The sequence below is a fragment of the Variovorax sp. Root411 genome (genome assembly GCF_001425205.1).
Taxonomy (GTDB): Bacteria; Pseudomonadota; Gammaproteobacteria; order Burkholderiales; family Burkholderiaceae_C; genus Variovorax.
In genome coordinates, this window is the sequence record NZ_LMDW01000003.1 from 22,060 (window position 1) to 45,220 (window position 23,161).

26 protein-coding genes are annotated in these 23,161 nt (G+C 66.1%); 19 read left to right on the forward strand and 7 right to left on the reverse strand.

Annotation, left to right across the window (positions count from 1 at the left end):
* Window positions 1–343: 343 nt before the first annotated feature.
* Together ASC92_RS28885 and ASC92_RS07910 are read left to right on the forward strand one after the other, a co-directional pair.
* Window positions 344–895: a glycerol-3-phosphate dehydrogenase C-terminal domain-containing protein gene (locus tag ASC92_RS28885; RefSeq protein WP_162245708.1), complete on the forward strand. Its 552-nt coding sequence runs from the start codon at window positions 344–346 to the stop codon at window positions 893–895.
* A gap of 74 nt (window positions 896–969) precedes the next feature.
* Complete coding sequence (locus tag ASC92_RS07910; RefSeq protein ID WP_235505742.1) at window positions 970–1,977, forward strand: AraC family transcriptional regulator; 1,008 nt, start codon at window positions 970–972, stop codon at window positions 1,975–1,977.
* A 33-nt stretch (window positions 1,978–2,010) separates the two neighbouring features.
* Here ASC92_RS07910 and ASC92_RS07915 read toward each other — a convergent pair whose 3' ends face one another.
* Window positions 2,011–2,919: a LysR family transcriptional regulator gene (locus ASC92_RS07915; protein WP_056512931.1), complete on the reverse strand. Its 909-nt coding sequence runs from the start codon at window positions 2,917–2,919 to the stop codon at window positions 2,011–2,013.
* A gap of 178 nt (window positions 2,920–3,097) precedes the next feature.
* Here ASC92_RS07915 and ASC92_RS07920 point away from each other — a divergent pair, with 178 nt between their 5' ends.
* The 10 genes from ASC92_RS07920 (at window position 3,098) to ASC92_RS07965 (ending at window position 11,416) form a co-directional block, all read left to right on the forward strand.
* Window positions 3,098–3,817: a pirin family protein gene (locus tag ASC92_RS07920; RefSeq protein ID WP_056512935.1), complete on the forward strand. Its 720-nt coding sequence runs from the start codon at window positions 3,098–3,100 to the stop codon at window positions 3,815–3,817.
* A gap of 142 nt (window positions 3,818–3,959) precedes the next feature.
* Window positions 3,960–4,613 (forward strand): hydrolase, encoded by a 654-nt coding sequence (locus ASC92_RS07925; protein ID WP_056512938.1) that lies wholly within the window; start codon window positions 3,960–3,962, stop codon window positions 4,611–4,613.
* 20 nt (window positions 4,614–4,633) lie between these two features.
* Window positions 4,634–4,927, forward strand: coding sequence for a DUF1427 family protein (locus ASC92_RS07930; RefSeq protein WP_056513297.1), 294 nt, complete (start codon window positions 4,634–4,636; stop codon window positions 4,925–4,927).
* Between the two features lie 104 nt (window positions 4,928–5,031).
* Window positions 5,032–6,921 carry an amidohydrolase gene (locus ASC92_RS07935; protein WP_056513300.1) on the forward strand — a complete coding sequence of 630 codons (1,890 nt, stop codon included), beginning with the start codon at window positions 5,032–5,034 and terminating at the stop codon, window positions 6,919–6,921.
* A complete protein-coding gene (locus tag ASC92_RS07940) occupies window positions 6,921–7,328 on the forward strand; it encodes a DoxX family protein (protein ID WP_200935954.1) in 408 nt (135 codons plus the stop codon). The genes ASC92_RS07935 and ASC92_RS07940 overlap by 1 nt, the downstream gene beginning before the upstream one ends.
* Window positions 7,321–8,922 (forward strand): MFS transporter, encoded by a 1,602-nt coding sequence (locus ASC92_RS07945; RefSeq protein WP_056512942.1) that lies wholly within the window; start codon window positions 7,321–7,323, stop codon window positions 8,920–8,922. Before ASC92_RS07940 ends, ASC92_RS07945 begins: the two co-directional genes overlap by 8 nt.
* A gap of 46 nt (window positions 8,923–8,968) precedes the next feature.
* Window positions 8,969–9,517 (forward strand): Dps family protein, encoded by a 549-nt coding sequence (locus ASC92_RS07950; RefSeq protein ID WP_056512944.1) that lies wholly within the window; start codon window positions 8,969–8,971, stop codon window positions 9,515–9,517.
* A gap of 47 nt (window positions 9,518–9,564) precedes the next feature.
* Complete coding sequence (locus tag ASC92_RS07955; RefSeq protein ID WP_056512948.1) at window positions 9,565–10,386, forward strand: alpha/beta fold hydrolase; 822 nt, start codon at window positions 9,565–9,567, stop codon at window positions 10,384–10,386.
* An 84-nt stretch (window positions 10,387–10,470) separates the two neighbouring features.
* Entirely contained in the window at window positions 10,471–10,788 is a 318-nt protein-coding gene (locus ASC92_RS07960) for a GNAT family N-acetyltransferase (RefSeq protein WP_056512951.1), read from the forward strand.
* Between the two features lie 13 nt (window positions 10,789–10,801).
* The gene (locus ASC92_RS07965; RefSeq protein ID WP_056512954.1) at window positions 10,802–11,416 is read left to right on the forward strand and encodes an antibiotic biosynthesis monooxygenase; all 615 of its coding nucleotides are present in this window, start codon (window positions 10,802–10,804) and stop codon (window positions 11,414–11,416) included.
* Here the strand turns inward: ASC92_RS07965 and ASC92_RS07970 are convergent.
* From ASC92_RS07970 to ASC92_RS07980, 3 genes are all read right to left on the reverse strand, one after another.
* Window positions 11,407–12,117, reverse strand: coding sequence for a DUF1275 family protein (locus ASC92_RS07970; RefSeq protein ID WP_056512958.1), 711 nt, complete (start codon window positions 12,115–12,117; stop codon window positions 11,407–11,409). The genes ASC92_RS07965 and ASC92_RS07970 overlap by 10 nt on opposite strands.
* A 118-nt stretch (window positions 12,118–12,235) precedes the next feature.
* A complete protein-coding gene (locus tag ASC92_RS07975; protein ID WP_235505728.1) occupies window positions 12,236–13,246 on the reverse strand; it encodes a helix-turn-helix transcriptional regulator in 1,011 nt (336 codons plus the stop codon).
* A gap of 171 nt (window positions 13,247–13,417) precedes the next feature.
* Entirely contained in the window at window positions 13,418–14,794 is a 1,377-nt protein-coding gene (locus ASC92_RS07980) for an MFS transporter (protein WP_056512964.1), read from the reverse strand.
* A gap of 320 nt (window positions 14,795–15,114) precedes the next feature.
* Here ASC92_RS07980 and ASC92_RS07985 point away from each other — a divergent pair, with 320 nt between their 5' ends.
* The 3 genes from ASC92_RS07985 to ASC92_RS07995 are packed head-to-tail and all read left to right on the forward strand — an operon-like array spanning window position 15,115 to window position 17,312.
* Window positions 15,115–16,098, forward strand: a complete 984-nt coding sequence (locus tag ASC92_RS07985) for an amidohydrolase family protein (RefSeq protein ID WP_056512967.1) — start codon at window positions 15,115–15,117, stop codon at window positions 16,096–16,098.
* A gap of 25 nt (window positions 16,099–16,123) precedes the next feature.
* On the forward strand, window positions 16,124–16,993 hold the full coding sequence (locus ASC92_RS07990) for an intradiol ring-cleavage dioxygenase (RefSeq protein WP_056512971.1): 870 nt from the start codon (window positions 16,124–16,126) through the stop codon (window positions 16,991–16,993).
* 4 nt (window positions 16,994–16,997) lie between these two features.
* A complete protein-coding gene (locus ASC92_RS07995; protein ID WP_056512974.1) occupies window positions 16,998–17,312 on the forward strand; it encodes a Dabb family protein in 315 nt (104 codons plus the stop codon).
* Here the strand turns inward: ASC92_RS07995 and ASC92_RS08000 are convergent.
* The gene (locus tag ASC92_RS08000) at window positions 17,288–18,238 is read right to left on the reverse strand and encodes a LysR family transcriptional regulator (protein WP_056512978.1); all 951 of its coding nucleotides are present in this window, start codon (window positions 18,236–18,238) and stop codon (window positions 17,288–17,290) included. The genes ASC92_RS07995 and ASC92_RS08000 overlap by 25 nt on opposite strands.
* Before the next feature lie 7 nt (window positions 18,239–18,245).
* Window positions 18,246–18,782 (reverse strand): MarR family winged helix-turn-helix transcriptional regulator, encoded by a 537-nt coding sequence (locus ASC92_RS08005; RefSeq protein ID WP_056512981.1) that lies wholly within the window; start codon window positions 18,780–18,782, stop codon window positions 18,246–18,248.
* Between the two features lie 133 nt (window positions 18,783–18,915).
* On the opposite strand from ASC92_RS08005, the gene ASC92_RS08010 reads away from it, so the two are divergent.
* Both ASC92_RS08010 and ASC92_RS08015 read left to right on the forward strand, forming a co-directional pair.
* Entirely contained in the window at window positions 18,916–20,181 is a 1,266-nt protein-coding gene (locus ASC92_RS08010; RefSeq protein ID WP_056512984.1) for an acyl-CoA dehydrogenase family protein, read from the forward strand.
* A gap of 13 nt (window positions 20,182–20,194) precedes the next feature.
* Window positions 20,195–20,740 carry a flavin reductase family protein gene (locus ASC92_RS08015; RefSeq protein WP_056512988.1) on the forward strand — a complete coding sequence of 182 codons (546 nt, stop codon included), beginning with the start codon at window positions 20,195–20,197 and terminating at the stop codon, window positions 20,738–20,740.
* 32 nt (window positions 20,741–20,772) lie between these two features.
* On the opposite strand, the gene ASC92_RS08020 is transcribed toward ASC92_RS08015, so the two are convergent.
* Window positions 20,773–21,555, reverse strand: coding sequence for an IclR family transcriptional regulator (locus ASC92_RS08020; protein ID WP_056512992.1), 783 nt, complete (start codon window positions 21,553–21,555; stop codon window positions 20,773–20,775).
* A gap of 108 nt (window positions 21,556–21,663) precedes the next feature.
* Here ASC92_RS08020 and ASC92_RS08025 point away from each other — a divergent pair, with 108 nt between their 5' ends.
* Window positions 21,664–22,674, forward strand: a complete 1,011-nt coding sequence (locus ASC92_RS08025) for a TRAP transporter substrate-binding protein (protein ID WP_056512995.1) — start codon at window positions 21,664–21,666, stop codon at window positions 22,672–22,674.
* A 26-nt stretch (window positions 22,675–22,700) separates the two neighbouring features.
* A complete protein-coding gene (locus tag ASC92_RS08030; RefSeq protein ID WP_056512998.1) occupies window positions 22,701–23,147 on the forward strand; it encodes a type II 3-dehydroquinate dehydratase in 447 nt (148 codons plus the stop codon).
* The last annotated feature ends 14 nt before the right edge of the window (window positions 23,148–23,161 follow it).

Sequence of the window (23,161 nt, forward strand, 5' to 3'; positions counted from 1 at the left end):
GGCACTGCCATGCTGCCGAGCGACGCAGATGCGCATCCGATTGATCGTTCGCGAATTCGCAACGTGCCGTATTTACCTCTCTGTCCGGCTCTATTTCTCGGGGTTCGGCATGCCGAACACCGAGAAATTCTCGAACGGTAGCCCTGCAGCACGAGGTGGCTGGCTACCTCGACGACCAGCGCGGCGACCATGCCGCCGAACGCGATGGCGGCGGTCTTTCCCTCGTTGCCGGCCGCCATGGCATCGGCTGGAAATCGACTACCTTTTGCGGGAGTGCGAGAACTTCTTCGCCATTGCGCCGAAACGCTCGGACATACGCAGCGCATGGGTGGGTCTTCGTCCTTTGGTCAACCACAACCCTGCGGAGACGGGCCGCGAGACGAAGAGCATCAGCCGCGAGCACACGGTCATCGTTCGGCCCGAGGGATTGGTGACGGTGACGGGCGGCAAATGGACGACCTATCGCTCCATGGCAGAAGATGTACTCGATCGGTGCGGCAACGCCGGGCTGATCGCCTTGGGTGGGCCATGTGTGTCTGCGAAGACGCAACTCGGAGGTGCGACTGGCGGCGGGCAAAGGTACACACTTGCCGAGCAGGCCGGGCCGCACAGCTATGGGTCTGAAGCCAATGTGGTCGAAGCACTCCCGGGGGCGGATCGGGTGATTGCACCTGGATTGACGGAGGCGATGGCACGCTTTGCCGTTCGTTACGAGTTCGCCCGCAACGTCGAGGATGTTCTGGCTCGACGTTCGCGCCTGTTGTTCCTGGATGCGAAAGCAGCGATGGAAAGCGCGGATGCGATCGCCGAGATCATCGAGTCGGAGACAGAAGCGCCCAGCAGAAAGGCTGAATTCAAGGCCCTTGCAAAGAAGTACCTTCATCCTAGCCACTGAAAATCGGAACAAGTTCTGTGAATATTGGGGTGCGAGGCAGACGCCTGCCCCGCGTGCCGCATGGCGGCTTGCAGGTGTCGGACGATGTGCCGGGTGTGACCAAGCGGGGTCGAACTAAGATGTCGGCCTCTGCGGGGATGTGCGCAACAGTCCTTCGCTCCCATATGCCGATCACACACCGCTCCGACAATCACTTCGCCCACCGCCTGGCGAAACAATATGGCGTCGATGCCGTCCCGTCGCTGGTCGCCACGTCGCGTTGGGGCTCGGAGCTCGGCATTGCGCACATGCACCACGATCTCCCGCATCTTTTCGTGTTGCCGCCGTTGCCTGCCGAAGATGCCTTCCTGCTCAGTGTGGAGATCGCGTCGGGCGGCTCCCGGCGAATTTGCAGCGGCGGTGCCACGCTGCGCTTCGGTCTGCAGCAGGAGGGGGCCTTTCACATCACCGACCTGTCGGAATGCAACTCTGCCTATGTGTGCAGTCCGTTCCATTCGATGCTGTTCCACGTGCCGCGCGAAACCATCGACTCCTTCGCCGAGGAAATGGACGTACCCCGCGTGCGTGCACTGCGTTGCGACGCGGGCACGGTCGACACCGTGGTGGCGAGCCTCGGCCGCGCGATGCTGCCGGCATTGATCCGGCCAGAAGAGGCGAGCACCTTGTTTGTCGATCACCTCGCGCTTGCATTGAAGGCCCATGTGCTGCATGCCTACGGTGGCGCGGCGGACGTGGCCAATGCCGATTCACGAGGCCTGTCGCCCTGGCAGGAGCGCCGTGCCAAGGCCTTCCTGATGGCACACCTCGCCAGTGATGTGTCACTGGCCGAGGTGGCGCGCGAGTGCGGGCTGTCGCGCAGCCATTTCAGCAAGGCCTTCAAGCAGACCGTCGGCCGGGCCCCGCACGCATGGCTGGTGACGCAGCGCGTCGATGCCGCGCGTCGCCTGCTGCGCCAGCCCGATCTTCCGATCGCGCAGATCGCCGCGGCCTGCGGCTTTGCCGATCAGAGCCATCTGACGCGCGTGTTCTCCGCGCACATCGGGACTCCGCCGGCGCGCTGGCGTCGCCTGAACGCCGACTGATCCGCGCGCCGCTTCCGGCTGTGGCTCGCCGCATCACGCCGAGCGTGGCAACAAGGCCGGCACCAACGGCCGATTCAGCTGCTTCACCCACCACTGCAGCGCCTGCCCCGTGGCACCCGTCTTCCACCCCAGCCAGAACGCCTCCGGCGCGCGCGGCTCCTCGGTCTGCAATTCAATCAGCGTGCCGCGCGCCAGCTCGCCCTCGACGCAGGCGCGCGGCAGGAAGCCGTGGCCGAGCCCGGCCACCTGGCACGCGACCTTCGCGGCCATCGACGGCACCGCGATGCGTGGCTGGCCCGCCAGCAGACCGACTGTGCGGTCCGACAGCGTGCGCGCGCTATCGCTCACCACGATGGCGTTGTGCTCCAGCAGATCGCCTCGCTGCACCGGGCGCATCACACGCGCCAGCGCATGCGCAGGGGCGACACAGAAGGCGAAGTCGAGGCTGCCCACCATCACGGCCTGGTAGCCACCGCCCGCCGGACCTTCGCCCGCGGCAATGACCACGTCGGCGCGGCCCTCGCGCAGCGCCTCCCAGCTGCCGGTGAGCGCCTCGCAGCCGATGCGCAGCCGCGTGCCGCAGCGCAGGTCTTCGAAGGCGCGCACGTCGTCGATGAGCGCCTCGGTGGGAATGAGCGAGTCGTGCACGAGCCGCAGCTCCGACTCGAAGCCGGTGGCGATCTGCCGCATGCGCGATTCGAGGTCGCTCGCCGCGCCGAGCAGCCAGCGCCCCTCCTTGAGCATCTCGCGGCCTGCGGCCGTGAGTGCGATGCGCGGCCCGTTGCGCTCGAAGAGCTGCATGCCGAGCTGCTCCTCGAGCTTGCCGACCGCGTACGAGATGGTGGAGGGCACCTTGTTCAGGCGCGTGGCGGCCGCCGCGAACGATCCGTGGCGGTCGATCGCATCGACCACCTCGATGGCTTCCAGGCTGAGCTTGAGCATGCGGCGTTTCCTTCTAAAAATGGCGCCCGGATCAATGATCGAAAAATTCGATGATAGGCGGCAAAAGGTTTCGTCAACAAGCCCTTCTTGAAGACCGATGATTCATCCCATGCCTCGGAAATTCCTCCGATGCCAATTATGAATTCAATCGAATTCAAGAACCGCAAAGGAATGAACCATGTTGGAAATTCGCAGTGCCGCCGACCGCGGAATCGCAGACTTCGGTTGGCTCAAGTCCCGCCACACCTTCTCGTTCGGCCACTACCACGACCCGAAGCAGGAAGGCTTCTCCGACCTGCTGGTGATCAACGACGACCGCGTGACCCCCGGCCGCGGCTTCGGCACCCATCCGCACCGCGACATGGAGATCTTCTCGTACGTGCTCGACGGCGCGCTCGAGCACAAGGACTCGATGGGCACCGGCTCGGTCATCCGCCCCGGCGACGTGCAGATGATGAGTGCCGGCACCGGCGTGCGCCACAGCGAGTTCAACTCGTCGGCCACTGACGCGCTGCACTTCCTGCAGATCTGGATCGTGCCGGGCAAGAAGGGCGTGCCGCCGCGCTACCAGCAGGTGCACTTCGCGCCGGAAGAAAAGCGCGGCCGCCTGCGCCTGATCATTTCGCCCGAAGGCACCGACGGCTCGCTCGCGGTGCACCAGGACGCCCGCGTCTACGCCGGCCTGTTCGACGGCGCCGAGCAGGCCTCGCTGACGCTCGATGCCGACCGCTACGCCTATGTCCATGTGGCCCGCGGCAGCGTGGCGCTCAACGGCCAGCGCCTGAACGAGGGCGATGGTGTGCGGCTGCGCGACGTGCGCCGGCTCGACCTGGCCCAGGGCGAGGGCGCCGAGGTGCTGGTGTTCGACCTGCGCCCCAACGAACTGCCCGCGTTCTGAGCCGCGCGACGGCAAATGTCCAAACTGCCTCATTAATCGACAAGACACGCACCCTCGCTCCCAACGAGGATGCGTCCTACGGGTTAACCCCAGCCTTTTTCTCTCACCGATCTCTCGCCTATCTCATTCACGGAGTTATTTCATGTCCATCAAAGCCACCCCCACCGCCGGCGCCAAGCTGCTCACCCCCAAGGACCACACGCTGGTGATGATCGACTTCCAGTCGCAGATGGCCTTCGCCACGCACTCGATCGACGCGGTCAATTTGCGCAACAACGCTGCGCTGGTGGCCAACGCGGCCGCAGGCTTCGGTGTGTCGACCATCCTCACGACCGTGGCCGAGAAGAGCTTCTCGGGCCCGATGTTCAGCGAGATCACCGACGCGTTCCCGGGCCAGAAGATGCTTGACCGGACCTCGATGAACACCTGGGAAGACGCGGCCGTGATCGACCGCGTCAACGAGATCGGCAAGAAGCGCATCGTGCTGTCGGGCCTGTGGACCGGCGTGTGCATCGTCGGCCCGGCGCTGTCGGCGCTGGACCAGGGCTTCGAGGTGTACGTGATCGCCGACGCCTGCGGCGACGTGTCCACCGAGGCGCACAACCGCGCGATGGACCGCATGGTGCAAGCCGGCGCGCAGCCCATGACCTCGCTGCAATACCTGCTCGAGCTGCAACGCGACTGGGCCCGCACCGACACATACGAAATGACCACCGGCATCGCCAGGAAGTTCGGCGGCGCCTACGGCCTGGGCGTGACGTACGCCAAGACCATGTTCGGCGCGCACGAAGGCTGAATCCCGCGGTGAGCACGAAGATGAAGCCCTACGTCCTGTCGCTCGCGCTCGGCCTGCTGGTCGGCGTGATCTACGCACTGTTCCAGGTGCGCTCGCCGGCTCCGCCGGTCATCGCCCTGGTGGGGCTTCTCGGGATCCTGCTCGGCGAGCAGATCCCGCCGCTCATCAAGAGCGTGATCAAGCCCGATGCCGCGGCCACCTCATGGCTGCAGCACCAGGTCACGCCGCATGTGTTCGGCGAGTTGCCGCAACGCACCAAGGCCGAGCCCGCTGCCACGGCCGCCGCTGTACCAACCACGCGCAAAGAGTCATGAGCGATCTGTTCGATGAGCAGCGCCGCCGCCTGTGCCTGGGCACACTCGGTGCCGCCATTGCCGGCACGGCAATGACCCCCTCCCACGCCCAAAGGAAGCCCGACATGGCCAGTTCCTCCGCCCCCGACCTGATCCTGCACAACGGCCGCTTCACCACGCTCGATCGTGCCAACCCCGAGGCCAGCGCCGTGGCCATCAAGGACGGCCGCTTCCTGCGCGTGGGTCGCGGCGAAGACGTGCTGCCGCTCGCCGGCACCGGCACCCGCGTGGTCGACCTGCAGGGCAAGCGCGTGCTGCCGGGGCTGATCGACAACCACCTGCATATCATTCGCGGCGGGCTCAACTACAACCTCGAACTGCGCTGGGACGGCGTGCGCAGCCTGGCCGATGCCATGGGCATGCTCAAGCGCCAGGTCGCCATCACGCCGGCGCCCCAGTGGGTGCGTGTGGTGGGCGGCTTCACCGAGCACCAGTTCGCCGAAAAGCGCCTGCCGACCATCGCCGAGCTGAACGCGGTGGCGCCCGACACGCCGGTGTTCATCCTGCACCTGTACGACCGCGCGCTGCTCAACGGCGCCGCCATGCGCGCCGTGGGCTACACCAAGGACACACCCGCACCGCCCGGCGGCGAGATCGTGCGCGACAGCGCCGGCAACCCGACCGGCCTGCTGCTGGCCAAGCCCAACGCGTCCATCCTGTATGCCACGTTGGCCAAGGGCCCGAAGCTGCCGTTCGACTACCAGGTGAACTCCACGCGCCACTTCATGCGCGAGCTCAACCGCCTGGGCGTCACCGGCGCCATCGACGCAGGCGGCGGCTTCCAGAACTACCCCGAGGACTACCAGGTGATCCAGCAGCTGGCCGATGCCGGCCAGCTCACCATCCGCCTGGCCTACAACCTGTTCACGCAGAAGCCCAAGCAGGAAAAGCAGGACTTCCTGAACTGGACCTCGACCTCCAAATACAAGCAGGGCGACGACTACTTCCGCCACAACGGCGCGGGCGAAATGCTCGTGTTCTCGGCCGCCGACTTCGAGGACTTCCGCCAGCCGCGCCCCGACATGGCGCCCGAGATGGAAGGCGAGCTGGAAGAAGTGGTGCGCGTGCTCGCGCAGAACCGCTGGCCCTGGCGTCTGCACGCCACCTACGACGAAACCATCGACCGCGCGCTCGACGTGTTCGAGAAGGTCAACCGCGACACGCCGCTGGCTGGCCTGAACTGGTTCTTCGACCACTGCGAGACCATCTCCGAGAAGTCGATCGACCGCATCGCGGCGCTCGGCGGCGGCATTGCCGTGCAGCACCGCATGGCCTACCAGGGCGAGTACTTCGTCGAGCGCTACGGTGCCGGCGCGGCCGAGGCCACGCCGCCCGTCAAGCGCATGCTCGAGAAGGGCGTGAACGTGTCTGCCGGCACCGACGCCACCCGCGTCGCGTCGTACAACCCATGGGTGTCGCTGTCGTGGCTCGTCACCGGCAAGACCGTGGGCGGCATGCAGCTCACGCCGCAGCGCAACTGCATCGACCGCGAGACGGCGCTGCGCATGTGGACCGAGAAGGTCACCTGGTTCTCCAACGAGGTCGGCAAGAAGGGCCGCATCGAGGCCGGCCAGCTGGCCGACCTGATGGTGCCCGACCGCGACTTCTTCGCCTGCGCCGAATCGGACATCGCCGGCACCACCGCGCTGCTCACCATGGTGGGCGGCAAGGTGGTCTACGGCGCCGGCCCGTTCGCGCCGCTGGACGAAGGCACGCCGCCGCCGGCCATGCCCGACTGGTCGCCCGCGCGCACCTTCGGCGGCTACGCGGGCTGGGGCGACAAGGAAGGGCGCCCCTTGCAGCAGACGATTCGTCGCATGGCGGCGGATTGCGCCTGCGCCAACGACTGCAACGTGCACGGCCACCAGCACGCCACGGCCTGGAGCAGCAAGCTGCCCATTGCCGACCTGAAGAGCTTCTGGGGCGCGCTGGGCTGCGCCTGCTGGGCGGTGTGATGAAGACGATGCACTGGCAACCTTCACCCGTGCTGCGCTGGATCGCGCTGCTGCTGCTGTGCGCGGCCTACCTGCAGGGCGGCTTCAACAAGGCGATGGACTTCGGCTCGGCCATCGCCGAGATGAACCACTTCAGCGTGTCACCCGCGGCACCGATGGCGGCCGCCGTCATCGTGCTGGAACTGGGCGCCTCGGTGCTCATCCTCACGGGCTTCTACCGCTGGCTGGGCGCCGTGGCGCTGGCAGCGTTCACGCTGTTCGCCACCTTCGTGGCGCTGCGCTTCTGGCAGATGCCGGTGGGCCAGGAGCGCTTCATGGCCGCCAACTCGTTCTTCGAACACCTTGGACTGGTCGGCGGCTTCCTGCTGGTGGCCTGGCACGACCTGCAGGGACGCAAGAATGATTGAGGCCGTCAAAACCGCGCGGCCGACCGGTGGCGCCGGCGGCAGCTTCGCGCCGCTGCGCCAGCCCGTCTTCGCGGTGCTGTGGGCCGCCACCGTGCTCGGCAACATCGGCAGCTTCATGCGCGACGTGGCGAGCTCGTGGCTGGTGACCGACCTGTCGGCCAGCCCGACGGCCGTGGCGCTGATCCAGACAGCGGCCACGCTGCCGATCTTCCTGCTGGCCATTCCGGCGGGCGTGCTGTCGGACATCCTCGACCGCCGGCGCTTCCTGGTCTTCGTGCAACTGGTGCTGGCCAGCGTGAGCGGTACGTTGCTGGTGCTGTCGCACACAGGCGCGCTCACCGTCGAGTACCTGATTGCGCTGACCTTCGTCGGCGGCATCGGCGCGGCGCTGATGGGGCCGACCTGGCAGTCGATCGTGCCGGAGCTGGTGCCCAGATCCGACCTGAAGAGCGCGGTGGCGCTGAACTCGCTGGGCATCAACATCGCGCGTTCCATCGGCCCTGCCGCGGGTGGCCTGATCCTCGCGAGCTTCGGTGCGGCCCTGACCTACGGCGCCGACGTGCTGAGCTACGTGTTCGTCATCGCCGCGCTGATCTGGTGGAAGCGCCCGGCCGCGGTCGACAGCGGCCTGTCGGAGAACTTCCTGGGCGCCTTCCGTGCCGGCCTGCGCTACACGCGCGCCAGCAAGGAACTGCACCGCGTGCTGTTGCGCGCGGCCGTGTTCTTCCTGTTCGCGAGTTCGGTGTGGGCGCTGCTGCCGCTGGTGGCGCGCCAGATGCTGGGCGGCACCGCCGGCTTCTACGGCGTGCTGCTGGGCGCCGTCGGCGCGGGCGCCATTGCCGGTGCGCTGGTCATGCCGCGGCTGCGCCAGCGGCTCGATGCCGACGGCCTCGTGCTGCTGGCCTCGGTGATCACCGCCGCCGTGATGGGCGCGCTCGTGTTCGCACCGCCGAAGTGGCTGGCCATCGTGCTGCTGTTGCTGCTGGGCCTGGGCTGGATCATTGCGTTGACCACGCTCAACGGCGTGGCGCAGGCCATCCTGCCGAACTGGGTGCGCGGTCGCGGGCTGGCGGTGTACCTCACCGTGTTCAACGGCGCCATGGCGGCCGGCAGCCTCGGCTGGGGCCTGATTGCACAGGAAATCGGCGTGCCCTACACGCTGGTGACCGGCGCCATCGGCCTGGTGATCGTGGCCGTGCTGTTCCACCGTGCGCGGCTGCCCACGGGCGAGTCGGACCTGCAGGCTTCCAACCATTGGCCCGAACCGCTGGTGGCCGAGCCCATTGCGCACGACCGCGGCCCGGTGATGATCCAGGTCGAGTACCGCATCCGCAAGGAAGACCGCCCGGCCTTCCTCGACGCGATGAAGCGCCTCTCGCTGGAGCGCCGCCGCGATGGGGCCTACGCATGGGGCATCACCGAGCACACCGGCGACGGCGAGCGCGTGATGGAGTGGTTCCTCGTCGAGTCGTGGGCGGAGCACCTGCGCCAGCATCACCGCGTGTCGCACGCCGACGCGGATCTGCAGAGCGAAGCCGTGCGCTTCCACATCGGCCCGGACAAGCCCGAGGTGCATCACTTTCTTTCTCTCTGACGACAGACGAAATTTCGCCGACAACTCAGGCGTACCAAGGAAAAACATGGCCAATTCGAAATCCACCAAGGCCGTCAAGGCCCTGGCCGGCAGCACCAAGGCGCGCCGCGTCGCATCGCTGCACACCCCGAGCGACCTGGGCGCCGACGCCACGCGCGACATTTCCGCGGCGCTCAACGTGCTGCTGGCCGACGTGTTCGCGCTGTACTTCAAGACGAAGAACTTCCACTGGCACATGTCGGGCCCGTCGTTCCGCGACTACCACCTGCTGCTGGACGAGCAGGCCGACCAGATCTTCGCCACGGTCGACCCCATTGCCGAGCGCGTGCGCAAGGTGGGCGGCACCACGCTGCGCTCCACCGGCCACGCCGCGCGCCTGCAGCGCCTGTCGGACAACGATGCCGACTTCGTGACCCCCATCGACATGCTGGCCGAGCTGCGCGAGGACAACCAGCGCCTGGCCGGCTTCATGCGTGCCACGCACGCAGTGTGCGACGAGTACGGCGACGTGGCCACGGCCAGCGTGCTGGAGAACTGGATCGACGAGGCCGAGCAGCGCACGTGGTTCCTGTTCGAGTCGGTGCGCCAAGGCTGAGCCCTTCCGCATTCCCCTGTTTCTTCCCTCCACCCCACAGGAAAACCATGACCACTCTCACCCTGCGCGACGGCACAGAGCTCTACTACAAGGACTGGGGCACGGGCCAGCCCATCCTGTTCAGCCACGGCTGGCCCCTGAGCGCCGACATGTGGGACGCGCAGATGCTGTTCTTCGCGGAGCGCGGCTACCGCGCGATCGCGTTCGACCGCCGCGGTTTCGGCCGCTCGAGCCAGCCCTGGACCGGCTACGACTACGACACCTTCGCCGACGACATCGCCGAGCTGATCGAGAAGCTCGACCTGAAGGACGTGATCCTCGCAGGCTTCTCCATGGGCGGCGGCGACGTCACGCGCTACATCGCGCGCAAGGGCAGTTCGCGCGTCGCCAAGCTCGCGCTCATCAGCGCCGTGACGCCGCTGTTCATGAAGACGGCCGACCATCCCGGGGGGCCCGACGCATCGCTGTTCGCCAGCATCCGCGCCGGCCTGGCCGCCGACCGCCCGCAGTTCCTGGACGACTTCAGCACGCTGTTCTACGGCACCAACCGTCCGGGCGCCAAGGTGTCGCAGGGCGTGTTCAAGCAGACGCTGCAGATCGCGCTGCAAGCCTCCATCAAGGCCACCATCGACTGCGTGACCGCCTTCTCGGAAACCGACTTCCGCCCCGACATGGCGAAGATCGACGTGCCCACGCTCGTGATCCACGGCGACGACGACCAGGTCGTGCCCATCGAGGCCACCGGCAAGCTCGCGGCCGAGATGATCAAGGGCAGCCAGTTCAAGGCGTACGCCGGCGCGCCGCACGCCACCTGCAATACCCACGCCGATCAGGTCAACGCCGATCTGCTGGCGTTCATCAAGGGCTGATGCTGACACCGCCCCGGCAGGGCGCGCCCATGGCGACTTGCCGGAGCGGTGCTTCGTGCGCGCCCGGGACATCAAGAATTTCTCATGACCACTTCTCCTTCTTCCATCCAGGTTCGCGACAACCCCGCAAAGCACCGCTTCGAATACGCGGCTCAGGGTGAGCACGCGGTTGCCATCTATTCGCTCGAAGGCAACGTCATCACCTTCATCCACACGCTGGTGCCCGAGGCCCTGCGAGGCCAGGGGATCGCGAAGCAACTGGTGCTGGCCGGCCTGGCCTCGGCGCGCGAGCGCGGGCTGAGGGTGGTTCCGCAGTGCCCCGTGTTCAACGCCTTCATGCGCGCGCACCCCGAGACGCACGACCTGCTGGCCGAAGAAGGCCGTAAGCTGCTCGGCCTCTGAGAAAGACACACGCATGACCGCCGACGACCGCCAACCCGGTTTGCGCACCGCTACGCTGGACGAGATCGCCGGGCGTGCGCTGCCCGGGGCCGAGACCGTCACCGCCGTGATCCAGCAGACGGTGAAGCGCGAGCGCGTGGCCGACTATGAGCAATGGCTGAAGAAGGTGGTGCCCATCGCCTCGCGCTTTCCCGGGCACCGCGGCGTCAACGTGATTCACCCGGCGGCGGGGAGCCTGCAGTACACCATCACCATCCGCTTCGATTCGCTCGCGCATGCGCAGGACTGGTTTGCCTCCGGGGCGCGCCGCCAGCTGGTGGAAGAGGTGGCGCCGTTCCTCGACGCCGACGAGAAGGTGGAAACGCGCAGCGGGCTCGAGTTCTGGTTCCACCCGCCCGCAGGGCAGCCGCCGGCCAAGCGCTACAAGCAGTTCCTGTTGACGCTGTCGGTGATCTATCCGCTGACCATGCTGGTGCCGGCGGCGCTGCACCGGTTGCTGGCGCCCGTGCCCGTGCTGTCCAGCTACGGGGTCGAACACCTGATCGCCTCGGCCGCCATCGTCGCGCTGATGGTGTACGTCATCATGCCGAGGTACACGCGCCTGATGGCGCGCTGGCTCTACAGGTGAGGCGCAGCTGACGCCGGTACAGGATCGCCCTCGTGCGTGCTGCGCTGGAGCATCACGGCGCAGGCTGCCAGCACCGGTGGCACGGCAAAGCACCACACGTTCCACTGCAGGTAGATGAGCGCCGCCGCCGCGCAGCCGGCGGCGAACCAGACCACCGCGGCCGACATGCGCCGCATGCGCGCGCGGGCGGCGGCCGCTTCTTCGGGCGCCTGCTTGCCGCGCATCAGGTCGGCGAGATCGACCATGACCTGCGTCGTCGTGCCGGTCATCAGCGTGGTCGGCGGTGCGCTGCCCAGGTGGATGCGGTGCACCGCGTTCTGGATCGCCATGGCCGACACCAGCACCAGGCCCGTGAGCATCGCGCTTGCGCTGTCGCCATCGGCGAAGGGGCCGAAGCGGATGGCCAGGATGCCGCCCGCCAGCAGCAGCGCGGCCTTGAGCACCAGCATCGTGCGCAGCACCGGCAGGCCAAGGCCGGGAAGGCCATAGCTCAACAACCGTGCGAGCACGACCACGATGCAGAACACCGGCAGCGCAAGCAGCTTGGTGATCGTGCCCGAGGTGCCATGCACCAGCGCCGCGCCGATGGTGACGAAGTTGCCGGTGACGTGCGCGGTGAACAGGCCATGCAGCGCCAGGAAGCCGGCGGTGTCGACAAAGCCGCCGTTGAGGCTCATGAGCTGCGGCAGGGAGGGTTTCATGGTGGTTCCTTCGATGGGGATCCCATGGTGCGCGCGGCGGCGCGCGCCGTCTTGCAGGGTTGGACGCGGCTTTGCATATTCGGACGCATTCCGTATCGGCGTGCGCACCCGGATCTTTTCACATGCCGATTCGGATCTCTCTGCGCCAGGCGCCTGGCGGCTTGCCGGTGTACTGGGAAAAGACGCGTGTGAAGTGGCTCTGGTCCGCAAAGCCGCAGGCCGTCGCAACCTCCACCAGCGGCCGTTCGAAGTCCATCAGCAGCGCTTGCGCACGTTCGATCCGCTGCGCGATCAGCCATTGGTGCGGCGTCTGTCCGGTGGTTTCGCGGAAGGCGTGGATGAAATAGCTGCGCGACAGGTTGCAGGCGTCGGCGATCTCGGCAATCGAGATGTCGCCATTCATCTTGCTGCGCAGCATCTCCTTGACGCGCGCCTCGTGCGAACGCGAAAGCAGCCGGTTCGTCCGGGGCCCGGTTGCCGTGGCTCCGCGGCCGTAGTTGTCGACCATGTAGCTCGTCATCGCGACGCCGATCTGGTCGATGAACAGCTGGCTGACCTCGGCAGGGCGTTCGAGCGCAGGGGTCAGCGCGCTGGCGAGGTGGGAGAGCACGTCGTCCCTGGCGCCCGCAACATCGACGAGGCCGCCGACGCGGGGCCCCTGCTTTTCGTCGATGGCGCGTTCCAGGGCCGGATGCGAGATCTCGAGCAGCACGAAGTCGAAGCCGCTTTGCATGTCCGCGCGGTAGCGGTCGCAAAAATCACGGACATAGATCGAGCCCTTGCCGAAGTCATGGCACGACGCATGGTGCTCATGGAGGAGTCGCCTGCGGTGGCCGTCGCGCAACGAGATGCCGAGCAGCACCCCGCGCGCGCTTGCGGCCGTTTCCACATAGTGGAGCTCATTGGCGTTCACGGTCTTGCGGTAGATCCGCAAGCCGTTGGCCGAGAGTGCCTGGTCTTTCTGGAGATGACCGAGCGTGCATCCCAGCATGTCTTTTGGCATGGGTCCTGCCGCCGGTTGGGGGAGGCCACTTCGTGCCTCGAGGAGACCGCTTTCAGCGCGCATGGATGGAAGAGAGCGGAGATTGAAATAGCCGAGTATCCGATCGGCGGCGCTACGGCCGATCACAGATGGGAATTTTGCACACTTTCCTGGTGAAGTGTCGTGCGGTATCGAGCGAACCCGCGAATTTTCAGGTATGGCGCCGGCGGTGCCCGTTTTTGGACAATGACCGCACCATGAAAAAAGCGGCCTTGTCAGGCCGCCCGGAAGAGGAGCAGGAGCAGATCGCCTTGTCGCTCACGAACCGGCCAATTGCTTGCCGTCGTCCCCCGGCTCGGCTCGAGGCCGGTCGGCATCGACCACCTGCGCAGACGCAGACCGGCCGTGATTGATCAGAAGAACCGCAACCATGCCGATCACGGCCGGAATCGCGATGGCCATGAAGTTCTGCTGCAGCGGCAGGTTCATGCCCACGAGCACGCCGATCAGGATGGGCGCCAGGATCGCGCCGCTGCGCCCGACGCCCAGCGCCCACCCGAGACCCGTGGCGCGCACTGCCATCGGATAGAACTGGCCGGTGTATGCGTTGGCCACGATCTGCGTGCCGATGGTCGACGCACCGGCCAGGCCGATGAGGACGAACAGCACCGGCGTCGGCATCTTGTAGCCAAGCAGCGTGAGCGAAATCGCGGCCAGCGCATACATGCCTGCCAGCACGTACTTGATGTGGAAGCGGTCCGCGAGCCAGCCGCCGCCGATGGCGCCGACCATCGCGCCCGCGTTGAGCACCAGCACGAACGTCAACGCCGAACCGAGGCTGTAGCCCGCACCGGCCATGAGTTTCGTCAGCCATGAACTCAGCGCGAACACCATGAAAAGGCACATGAAGAATGCGAGCCAGAACATGACGGTGCTGAAGCCGCGGCCCTCCTGGAAGAGGTGCCTGATCGGTGCGCCGGCTGCGCGGTCGGCGGGCGGCACGACGAAGCGATCGGTTGCCAGCGGTTGGTAGCTCGGATCGAGCCTGGAGGCGATCTTCTTCAGTTCTTCGGTTCGTCCCCGGGCCAGAAGGAACGGCATCGATTCCGGCATGTACTTCAGGATGAAGGGGATCAAGACCAGCGGCATGCCCGCTGCGAAGAACACCGACTGCCAGCCGTAGGTTTCGATCAGGCCCTTGCCGAGCAGCGCGGCGATGATCCCGCCGACCGCGTAGCCGCTGAACATCAGCGTGACGAGGGTTGCGCGCATCTTCTTCGGCGAGTATTCGGTCATCTGCGCAACGACGTTCGGCATGACCCCGCCGATGCCCAGCCCGGCGAGGAAGCGGACCACGCCAAAGGTGACGGGGTCCTTGGCGAACCCGGCTGCCGCGGTGAACACGCTGAAGAGGGCTACGCAGATGACGATCGCCCATCGACGGCCGATCCTGTCTGCGATGGTGCCGAGAAAGATGGCGCCGAACATCATGCCGAAGAGGGCCGAACTGACCATGAATCCGGCGTTGGTCGGTTGGACGCCCATGTTCGCCATGATCGAAGGCAGCGCGATGCCGACCACGGAGAGGTCGTAACCATCGAACACGATGATCAGGGCGCACCAGAACAGCACGAGCCCGTGGAAGCGGTTGAAGCGGGCTTCGTCGGCCAGCTTGTGAAGGTCGATCTGACGCATGACTCGTGTCTCCGAGTTGTTGGAAAAGGGGTGCGTCAGCGCCTTGTCATCGGCAGGCGAACGTTGACGGCGTTCGCATGGTGGATTGCAGGCGCGGGAAGGTCCAACGCATTTTCAGGATGTTCTCTATGAAGCCTGGAAATGTTGGGGCGGGTCTACCCACAAGCTGCCCTTCATGCGAAATCCAGATGTGCGCCATCACCGAATTTCGTTCGACGCTGCAGCGAGGCTTTCGTAAATTGACCTGCAAGGCAAGCGCCGCTGTTGGCGCTGCCGCGAATCAACACCCGCGGACCGTGCCCGCAAAAAAGGAAACAGCCATGCAAGGAAAGATCGGCCTCGAGGAACACTTTGCGCTGCCCGAGACGCTGCAGGACTCGGCCGGCTTCGTGCCCGGGGATTACTGGAAGGAGCTCAGCAGTCGTCTCGTCGACATCCATGAAGGGCGCCTGCGCCAGATGGATGAGAACGGCATGGAGATGATGATTCTTTCGCTCAACGCGCCCGCCGTGCAGGCGGTCCCCGATCCGGTCAAGGCCTATGAACTCTCCGTCCGGGCCAACGATTTCCTGGCGGAGCAGGTCGCGAAGCGGCCCGACCGCTTCCAGGCATTTGCCGCCTTGCCGATGCAGGACCCCGACAAGGCCACCGAGGAACTCGAGCGCTGCATGACCGTGCTTGGTTTCCGTGGCGCGCTGGTCAACGGATTCTCGCAGGTCGGCACGGCCGACAACGCCGTCTACTACGACGCGCCCCAGTACGCGTCCTTCTGGGCCGCGGCGGAACGGCTCGACGCGCCGTTCTATCTGCATCCGCGCAACCCGCTCGCGAGTTGGGCCCAGATCTACGAAGGCCACCCCTGGCTGCTCGGGCCCACGTGGGCCTTTGCGCAGGAAACCGCCGTCCATGCCCTGCGCCTCATGGCCAGCGGCCTCTTCGACCGGCATCCGGGCCTGAAGATCATTCTTGGCCATCTCGGCGAAGGCCTTCCGTACAACATGTGGCGGGTCGACCACCGCAATGCCTGGGTCAAGGCGCCCAAAGGCTATCCCGCCAAGCGCAAGCTTTGCGAGTATTTCCACGAGAACTTCTATCTCACGACGTCCGGCAACTTCCGCACCCAGACACTGATCGACGCGATGCTGGAAGTCGGCTCGGACCGGATCCTGTTCTCGACCGACTGGCCCTTCGAGAACGTGGACCACGCATCGAACTGGTTCAACGATACGAGCATCAGCGAAGCCGACCGGCTGAAGATCGGCCGCACGAACGCACTGTCGCTGTTCAAGCTGAAGCAATCCTGAGGTGCCGGCGCGGCGAGAAGACCAGATGATCGACATCGACGAATGGACCATCACCAGCGCCACGCTGAAGGCGCAGGGCGGAACGGCCGACGCGCGCCTGAAGACGGTGATGGACAGCCTTGTGCGCCATCTGCACGACTTTGCGCGCGAGGTGCAGCTCACCGAAGCCGAGTGGTCCCACGGCATCGACTTCCTCACGCGGGTCGGCAGGATCACGGACGACAAGCGCCAGGAGTTCATCCTGCTGTCCGATGTGCTCGGGCTTTCGACGCTCGTTACCGCGCAGTGCAACCGGCGCCCGACGGGCTGCACGGAGGCGACCGTCTTCGGTCCCTTCTATGTCCCCGACGCGCCGAAGTACCAGAACGGCGACGACATCTCCAACGGCGCCCACGGCATGCCCTGCCTCGTGCGGGGCAGCGTGCGGGGCATCCAGGGCGAGCGCATCGCCGATGCGCGGATCGACGTCTGGCAGTCCGACGACGAAGGCTTCTACGACGTCCAGCGCCCCGAACTGAGCAGCGCCCAAGGCCGTGGCCAGCTGAGCACGCGCGAGGACGGCCGCTTCGATTTCAGGTCCATCGTGGCCGTGCCGTATCCCATCCCCCACGACGGCCCCGTGGGGCAGCTGCTGGAGCAACTCGGCCGCCATCCCTGGCGTCCCGCGCACCTGCACTTCATGATCCAGGCGCCGGGGTACGAGACGCTCATCACCCATGTGTTCCGCTCGGGCGGCACGTACCTGGATTCCGATGCCGTGTTCGGCGTGCGCTCCTCGCTCATCGCCGAGTGGAAGCGCCATGAGCCCGGCGTCGCGCCGGACGGAACGCACATGGACGAACCCTTCTACACACTCGACTACGACTTCGTGCTGAACAAGGCGCCACGGGATTGAAGGCATGGAAATCAAGCACATCGTCATGTGGCGCGTCGCCGGTGCCTCGGCCGCGGAACGAAGCGCGAACTCCATCGCGGTGCGCGATGCGTTCGAAGGGCTGCGCGGTCGCATCCCTGGGCTCCTGGAGCTGGAAGTCGGGATCGATACGAGCCGCATCGACTACGCCTGCGACGTGGTGCTCTTCACGCGGTTTCGCGATGCGCAGAGCCTGGAAGACTATGCGACCCATCCCGAGCACCTTCGCGTGAAGCGCGAACTCGGCAGCATCCGCACCGAGCGCCATCAGGTCGACTACGTATCGGTGCCGACTCCCTGATTTCGCTGCGAGCGTTGATGGAACAGCCCGAATATCAGCTCGCGCAGCCAGCGATTGCCGCTGTCCTGGTGGAATCGCTCGTGCCACTGCTGCCGGATTTCAAAGGGCACGACCTCGAACGGCGCATTGACGATGTGCAGGTCCGTGCGCGACGCCACCATCGCCTGGGCGAGGCGCGCCGGTGCCGTCAGCAGCAGTCCCGACGAGGCGACGATCGACGACAGGCCCAGCGAATGCGCAGCGGTCAGCACCACGCGCCGCCGATCGAGCGCGCCGGCTCGCTCCAGCGTCTGCTGCAACTGAAAGTCGGTCGTTCCATGGGGGCGGTACGCAATGTGTTCGGCCGCCAGGTACTCGTCGAGATCCATGCTGTCGCGGCTGCCAAGCGGTGACGCCCTCGATGTCAGCACGACGAATGTCTCGTCGAACAGCCGCTGCTGATAGAACGACGGCCCTATCGGCTCCCAGCTGCCCAGTGCGATGTCGATCTGCCCGTGGAGCATGCGCTGGCGTGCCTCGGCAATGGGCACGTCGACGGTTTCGAATCGCACCCCGGGCGCAATGCCGCGCGCGACCAGGAGCAGCTCCGACATCATGACCAGCTGCCCGATGTCGTTGACGGCAATTCGAAACGTGCGCCCGGATGTCTGCGCCTCGAAGGTCCTGCCTTGGTCGACCGCCTGCATCAGGCAGGCGAGGCCTTCCTCGATCGGCGTGATGAGCCGCTCGGCCACCGGCGTCGGGACCATGCCGTCGGTCGAGCGCACGAACAGCGCGTCGTTGAAGCGCTCTCGCAGGCGCTTCAGGGCATTGCTCACCGCCGACTGGGTCATGCCGAGGCGCTCGCCCGCCAGCGTGACGCTTCGCGTGGCGTAGATCGCCTGGAACGCCAGGAAGAGGTTCAGATCGATGGTGTTGATGTTCACCGCGGCATCACTCGTTGTCGAGCACTTCCAGGTTGTCATAGACCATGCGAAGCATGTCCCTCAGCGATTCGGCCTGCGCGAGGCTCAGCCCCGACAACGACACCCGCTCATAGAGCTGCGCCAGGGGAATGATGCGCAGCGCGAGGTCGCGCCCCGCATCGGTCAGGCTCAGGGCGAGCGCACGCGCATCCTCGTCCGACCGGTCGCGCACCAGGATGCCCCGCTGCAGCAGCCCGTCGACCACCCGCGAGAGCGTGGAGGGCTCCGTGGAGGTGTGCAGCGCGAGGTCGGAGAGCCGCTGATGCGCCGCGTGGTGCAGCGCGACGCACACCCGCCACTCGGTCAGCGACAGGTTGAATTGCTTGAGTTCCTTGCTGAACGATTGCCCCATCCGCGTTCCTGCGCGTGCAAGCAAGTAGGGGATGGCGCGCTCCAGGTCGTGATTGGGCGATTTATCTGTGGATGCATTCAATTCGCGCACCGACTCCGCAGGTGCTTTGAGTTGTTCGGAGATCGATGCCAGGGACGGTTTTCGCTTTGCCATGGCTGATCTTACAAACAATCGTCGGGCCACTTATAGAGTTAACCCCTATGATTAATTGATTGCATTTGCAAATGTTTTCTTCTCCAATCAAGGCTTCGCACCCAATATCCATCCACCTTTCCCGGAGACACCCATGACAGATGCTGCGAACCCGTTTGCCCAACTCAATCACGTCGACCTCCCGGCTCCGGGTCGGAAGTCGCCGGTGAAGAACGCGCCGTCGATCGAATCAATAGTTGCATCCGCAAGCGAATTGGTGCCCATGCTCCGCTCCCGGGCGCAGCGCACCGAACAGGATCGGCGCGTCTCCGATGAAACGACGCGGGCCTTCCACGACGCGGGTTTCTTCAAGCTGATGCAGCCGGCGCGCTATGGCGGTTTCGAGTACGGATTCACCGCCTTCATCGATGTGGTGAGCGAACTGGCGCGGGGCTGCACCTCGTCGGCATGGGGCTGCTCGCTGGGAGCCATCCACCAATGGCTCGTCGCGACCTTCCCCGAAGAGGCGCAGGACGACGTCTGGGGCAAGGACCCCGGCGCGATCGTCTGCGGTTCGTACGCGCCGGCGACGATGGCGGAGAAGGTCGATGGCGGCTACCTCGTGCAAGGCAAGTGGCTCTTTGCATCCAACGTGGACAACTCGCAGTGGGCCTTGCTGGGCGTGCAGTTCCCGCCCGAGGAAAAAGGCGCGCCGCCAACGGCCGGCTTTCTGCTCGCTCCCCGGTCGGATTGGTCGATCGAGGACAACTGGCACGTCGCCGGCCAGGCAGGCACGGGCTCCAAGGCCGTCGTCATCGACAAGCCGACCTTCATTCCTGGGCACCGCAAGCTGACGTTCGCGGAGGCCTCCTCGAACTGCCCGCCCGGCGCCAAGGTCAATGCGAATCCGATCTACCGCATTCCCTTTCTCTCGGCGGTGCCGGTCTGCCTCGTGTCGCCCATCCTCGGCACCGCTCAGGGCGCGGTCGACGAGCTGATCGAGCTGGCCGGATCGCGCGTCACCCGTGGCGCGGTGGCTGGTGCAGGCAGCAGGCTGAGCGAGTTCTTCCCTGTGCAGTCCCGCCTGGCCGAGGCGTCGGCAAGCGTCGATGCGGCGCGCCTGCTGCTCTACCGCGACACCGCGCAGGTGGAGCAGATGGCGCTCGACGGCCATGTCATCAGCATCGAGCAGCGCATCCGCAATCGCCGCGACCATGCCTTCGCCGCGCGACTGTCGCGCGATGCCGTCGAGGCGGTGTTCGCCAGCGTGGGAGGCGCGGGCCTGTCGCTGAACCAGCCGATCCAGCGGATGTGGCGCGATGCCAATGCCATCTCGCGCCACATCAGCCTGAACTGGGACGCGGTCTCCTCCATGGTGGGGCAATACCTGCTCGGCCTCGAGCCGAAGGGCCAGTACTGAGCGAGGTGCCGGCATGTACTCCTGGGCTCTGATCACGGGCGACGCCGCCGACACGGCCGATGCCCGCCAACTCCGGCAGGCGCTCGGCGCCTTCCCCACGGGGGTGTGCCTCGTGACGACCACCACGCCGGACGGCAAGCGCGAGGGGATGACGATCAACTCCTTCTCGTCGGTATCGCTGGACCCGCCGCTGATCCTGTGGAGCATTCGCGACGACACGCGCAGCGCCGACGCATTTCTTGCGGCGCGCTCCTTCAATCTCAGCGTCCTCGCCGCCGAACAGCGCGACCTGGCCTGGCATTTCGCCAAGCCTGCGGCGGACAAGTTCGAGCGCTTCGGCGAAGCCTTCGCCCTTGCATCCAACGGATGCGCACGATTGACGCGCAGTGTCGCGACATTCGAATGCTCAACGTATTCACGCCACCAGGAGGGGGATCACACGATCATCCTCGGTCGCGTGGATCGCTTCTCGCGCACCGACACGCCACCCTTGCTCTTTCATTCTGGGCAGATGGGCTCGCTGTGGGAGCTTGCGGAAACCTTGGCAAGGCCGCAGTAGCGCTGCGCCCCTGCCGTCGGCTTGGCGTCCGGTCAGGCCCTTCGCTTGAACAGCGTGGAGGCCCCGCTGGCCAGCGCTACGTCCTCGGCCGACGCCAGCAGCACCGGCCCGAGCTCGAGCATGCGTTCTTCCGTGAGCCGCACCAGCGGCCCGGCGATGGTGATCACGCCGATCACCGCGCCGTTGCCGCTGCGCACTGGCGCGGCCATGGCCGTCATGGCCGGCGCGAACACCTCGCTGATCATCGCGAAGCCGCGCTTGCGTGCCGCGCGCAGGTACGCGAGCAATGCCTTCACGGTGGTCGGCGCCTTGGGTCCATAGTCCTTGGGCTTGCCGAAGCCTCGCTTTGCCACGAGCTGCAGCGCCTGCTCGTCCGTCATCGTCGAGAGCCAGGCGTGGCCCGCCGAGCTGCACGAGAGGTTCACCGACAAGCCCATGTCCGGGTCATAGCGCAGGCCGCGCGTCGCGCCCTGGGCCTTGGCGACGAAGGTGAGCTCGTCGCCGTCGACCACGGCCAGCCGCACCAGCTCGCCCGATTCGGCCGCGAGCCGGTCGAGCAACGGTTGCGCCACGTCGACGATGCCGCTGTTGCTCAGGAAGCTCAGGCCCAGCGACACCAGCTTGATCGTGAGCGTGTAGTCGCCATGGCTCTGGTCCTGGCGCACGTAGCCGCAGCGGACCAGCTCGGTCAGCAGGCGATGGGTGGCGCTCAGCGGCATTTCCAGCTCAGCCGAGAGGGCGGACAGCGCCCGGCCTTCGGGGTGGCCGGCCAGGTGTTCGAGGACCTTGAAGCTGCGTTCGAGTATGGCTGTCATGGCGGCACTCTAGCGTTTTTGCCAAGTGTTTTCACTAGTGGAAATACTTTCCACATTCCGCCTAAGATCGCGCCGCGCTGCACCTTCGCAGCGCTGGAGACACACATCTTGAGAACCCTTCATCGCTCGCTGGCCGCGGCCGGCCTGACCCTCGCGCTGGCCGTTCCCGCCCTCGCGCAGGGCGTGCAGGACCGTGTGATCCGCTTCGGCCACCTCAACAACGCCGACCATCCCGTGAGCTTCGGCGTGAAGCGTTTCGCCGAACTGCTCGCGGCCAAGAGCGGCGGCAGGATGAAGGTGCAGGAGTTTCCTGCTTCGCAGCTGGGCAACGAGATGCAGCAGCAGTCGGCGCTGCAGGGCGGCGTGCAGCAGATGTCAGCGCCGGCCACCACCTCGCTGGCGGGCATCGTCAAGGAGTTCGGCCTCGTCGACTTTCCGTTCGCGGTGGGCAGCTTCGCGCAGGCCGATGCGCTGCTCGACGGTCCGCTGGGACAGGCGCTGATCGCGAAGCTGCCGGAGAAGGGCCTCGTGGCGCTGGGCTACTGGGACCTGGGCTTTCGCAACGTCACCAACAGCAAGCGCCCGATCACCAAGCCCGAAGACCTCGAAGGCCTGAAGATCCGCGTCATTCCGAACCCCGTGTTCCTCGAGACCTTCAAGGCCTTCAAGGCGAACCCGGTGCCGATGCCCTTCGCCGAGCTGTACGGCGCGCTCGAGGCGAAGGCGGTCGACGGCCAGGAGAACCCGTACGCGGTGATCCTGTCGAACAAGTTCTACGAGGTGCAGAAGTTCGTGAGCGCCACGAACCATGTGTACGCGGCCAACATCGTGCTGGTCAGCAAGAAGTTCTGGGACTCGCTGAGCCCGGCCGAGCAGAAGATGATGCACGAGGCGGCCGACGAAACGCGCGGCTACCAGCGCCAGGTGAGCCGCGCGGCTGCGCAGCGCGCCGTGGGCGACCTGCAGGCCAAGGGCGCGCAGTTCAACGAACTCGCACCCGCCGAACAGGCGCGCATGCGGCAGATCGCCAGGCCCGTCACCGAGCGCTTTGCCGCGAGCTACGACCCCGCCATCGTCAAGCTCTACACCGACGAGCTTGCGCGCATCCGCAAGCAGTAAGCAAGACTCCGACCGAAGGCGCCCCCATGAAGATCCTCGTGCTGCACGGGCCGAACCTCAACCTGTTCGGCCGCCGCGAACCCCATATCTACGGCAAGACCACGCTGGCCGAAATCAACGCGCAGCTGCAGCAGCTCGCCAACGAGCTCGGCGTGGCGCTGGACATCATCCAGTCGAACCACGAAGGCGAGCTGGTCGACTTCCTGCACACGCATATCGACGACGCCCAGGGCGCGCTGGTCAACCCGGCAGGCCTCACGCAGCACGGCGTGCCGCTGCACGACGCGATCAAGGCGATGCCGTTCCCGATCATCGAGGTGCACATGTCCAACATCGCCGCGCGTGAAGCATGGCGCGCGCATTCGATCATCTCGCCGGCCGTGAAGGGCACGGTCCAGGGGCTCGGTCCGCACTCGTACCTGGCTGCGCTGCGCGCACTGGTCGAGATGCAGAAGCAGCCCGCGTCGGCCTGAGCAGGAAGCACTTT

Excerpts from the sequence above, each read along its gene's own strand:
- ASC92_RS08020 (WP_056512992.1), bottom strand. The coding sequence starts at position 21,555 with ATGACAGCCATACTCGAACGCAGCTTCAAGGTCCTCGAACACCTGGCC.
- ASC92_RS07980 (WP_056512964.1), bottom strand. The coding sequence starts at position 14,794 with ATGCGTCAGATCGACCTTCACAAGCTGGCCGACGAAGCCCGCTTCAAC.
- ASC92_RS07960 (WP_056512951.1), top strand. The coding sequence starts at position 10,471 with ATGACCACTTCTCCTTCTTCCATCCAGGTTCGCGACAACCCCGCAAAG.
- ASC92_RS07965 (WP_056512954.1), top strand. The coding sequence starts at position 10,802 with ATGACCGCCGACGACCGCCAACCCGGTTTGCGCACCGCTACGCTGGAC.
- ASC92_RS07945 (WP_056512942.1), top strand. The coding sequence starts at position 7,321 with ATGATTGAGGCCGTCAAAACCGCGCGGCCGACCGGTGGCGCCGGCGGC.
- ASC92_RS07995 (WP_056512974.1), top strand. The coding sequence starts at position 16,998 with ATGGAAATCAAGCACATCGTCATGTGGCGCGTCGCCGGTGCCTCGGCC.
- ASC92_RS08030 (WP_056512998.1), top strand. The coding sequence starts at position 22,701 with ATGAAGATCCTCGTGCTGCACGGGCCGAACCTCAACCTGTTCGGCCGC.
- ASC92_RS07915 (WP_056512931.1), bottom strand. The coding sequence starts at position 2,919 with ATGCTCAAGCTCAGCCTGGAAGCCATCGAGGTGGTCGATGCGATCGAC.
- ASC92_RS07925 (WP_056512938.1), top strand. The coding sequence starts at position 3,960 with ATGTCCATCAAAGCCACCCCCACCGCCGGCGCCAAGCTGCTCACCCCC.
- ASC92_RS08010 (WP_056512984.1), top strand. The coding sequence starts at position 18,916 with ATGACAGATGCTGCGAACCCGTTTGCCCAACTCAATCACGTCGACCTC.
- ASC92_RS07970 (WP_056512958.1), bottom strand. The coding sequence starts at position 12,117 with ATGAAACCCTCCCTGCCGCAGCTCATGAGCCTCAACGGCGGCTTTGTC.
- ASC92_RS07985 (WP_056512967.1), top strand. The coding sequence starts at position 15,115 with ATGCAAGGAAAGATCGGCCTCGAGGAACACTTTGCGCTGCCCGAGACG.
- ASC92_RS07930 (WP_056513297.1), top strand. The coding sequence starts at position 4,634 with ATGAAGCCCTACGTCCTGTCGCTCGCGCTCGGCCTGCTGGTCGGCGTG.
- ASC92_RS07955 (WP_056512948.1), top strand. The coding sequence starts at position 9,565 with ATGACCACTCTCACCCTGCGCGACGGCACAGAGCTCTACTACAAGGAC.
- ASC92_RS07920 (WP_056512935.1), top strand. The coding sequence starts at position 3,098 with ATGTTGGAAATTCGCAGTGCCGCCGACCGCGGAATCGCAGACTTCGGT.
- ASC92_RS07940 (WP_200935954.1), top strand. The coding sequence starts at position 6,921 with ATGAAGACGATGCACTGGCAACCTTCACCCGTGCTGCGCTGGATCGCG.
- ASC92_RS07990 (WP_056512971.1), top strand. The coding sequence starts at position 16,124 with ATGATCGACATCGACGAATGGACCATCACCAGCGCCACGCTGAAGGCG.
- ASC92_RS07950 (WP_056512944.1), top strand. The coding sequence starts at position 8,969 with ATGGCCAATTCGAAATCCACCAAGGCCGTCAAGGCCCTGGCCGGCAGC.
- ASC92_RS07935 (WP_056513300.1), top strand. The coding sequence starts at position 5,032 with ATGGCCAGTTCCTCCGCCCCCGACCTGATCCTGCACAACGGCCGCTTC.
- ASC92_RS08015 (WP_056512988.1), top strand. The coding sequence starts at position 20,195 with ATGTACTCCTGGGCTCTGATCACGGGCGACGCCGCCGACACGGCCGAT.
- ASC92_RS08005 (WP_056512981.1), bottom strand. The coding sequence starts at position 18,782 with ATGGCAAAGCGAAAACCGTCCCTGGCATCGATCTCCGAACAACTCAAA.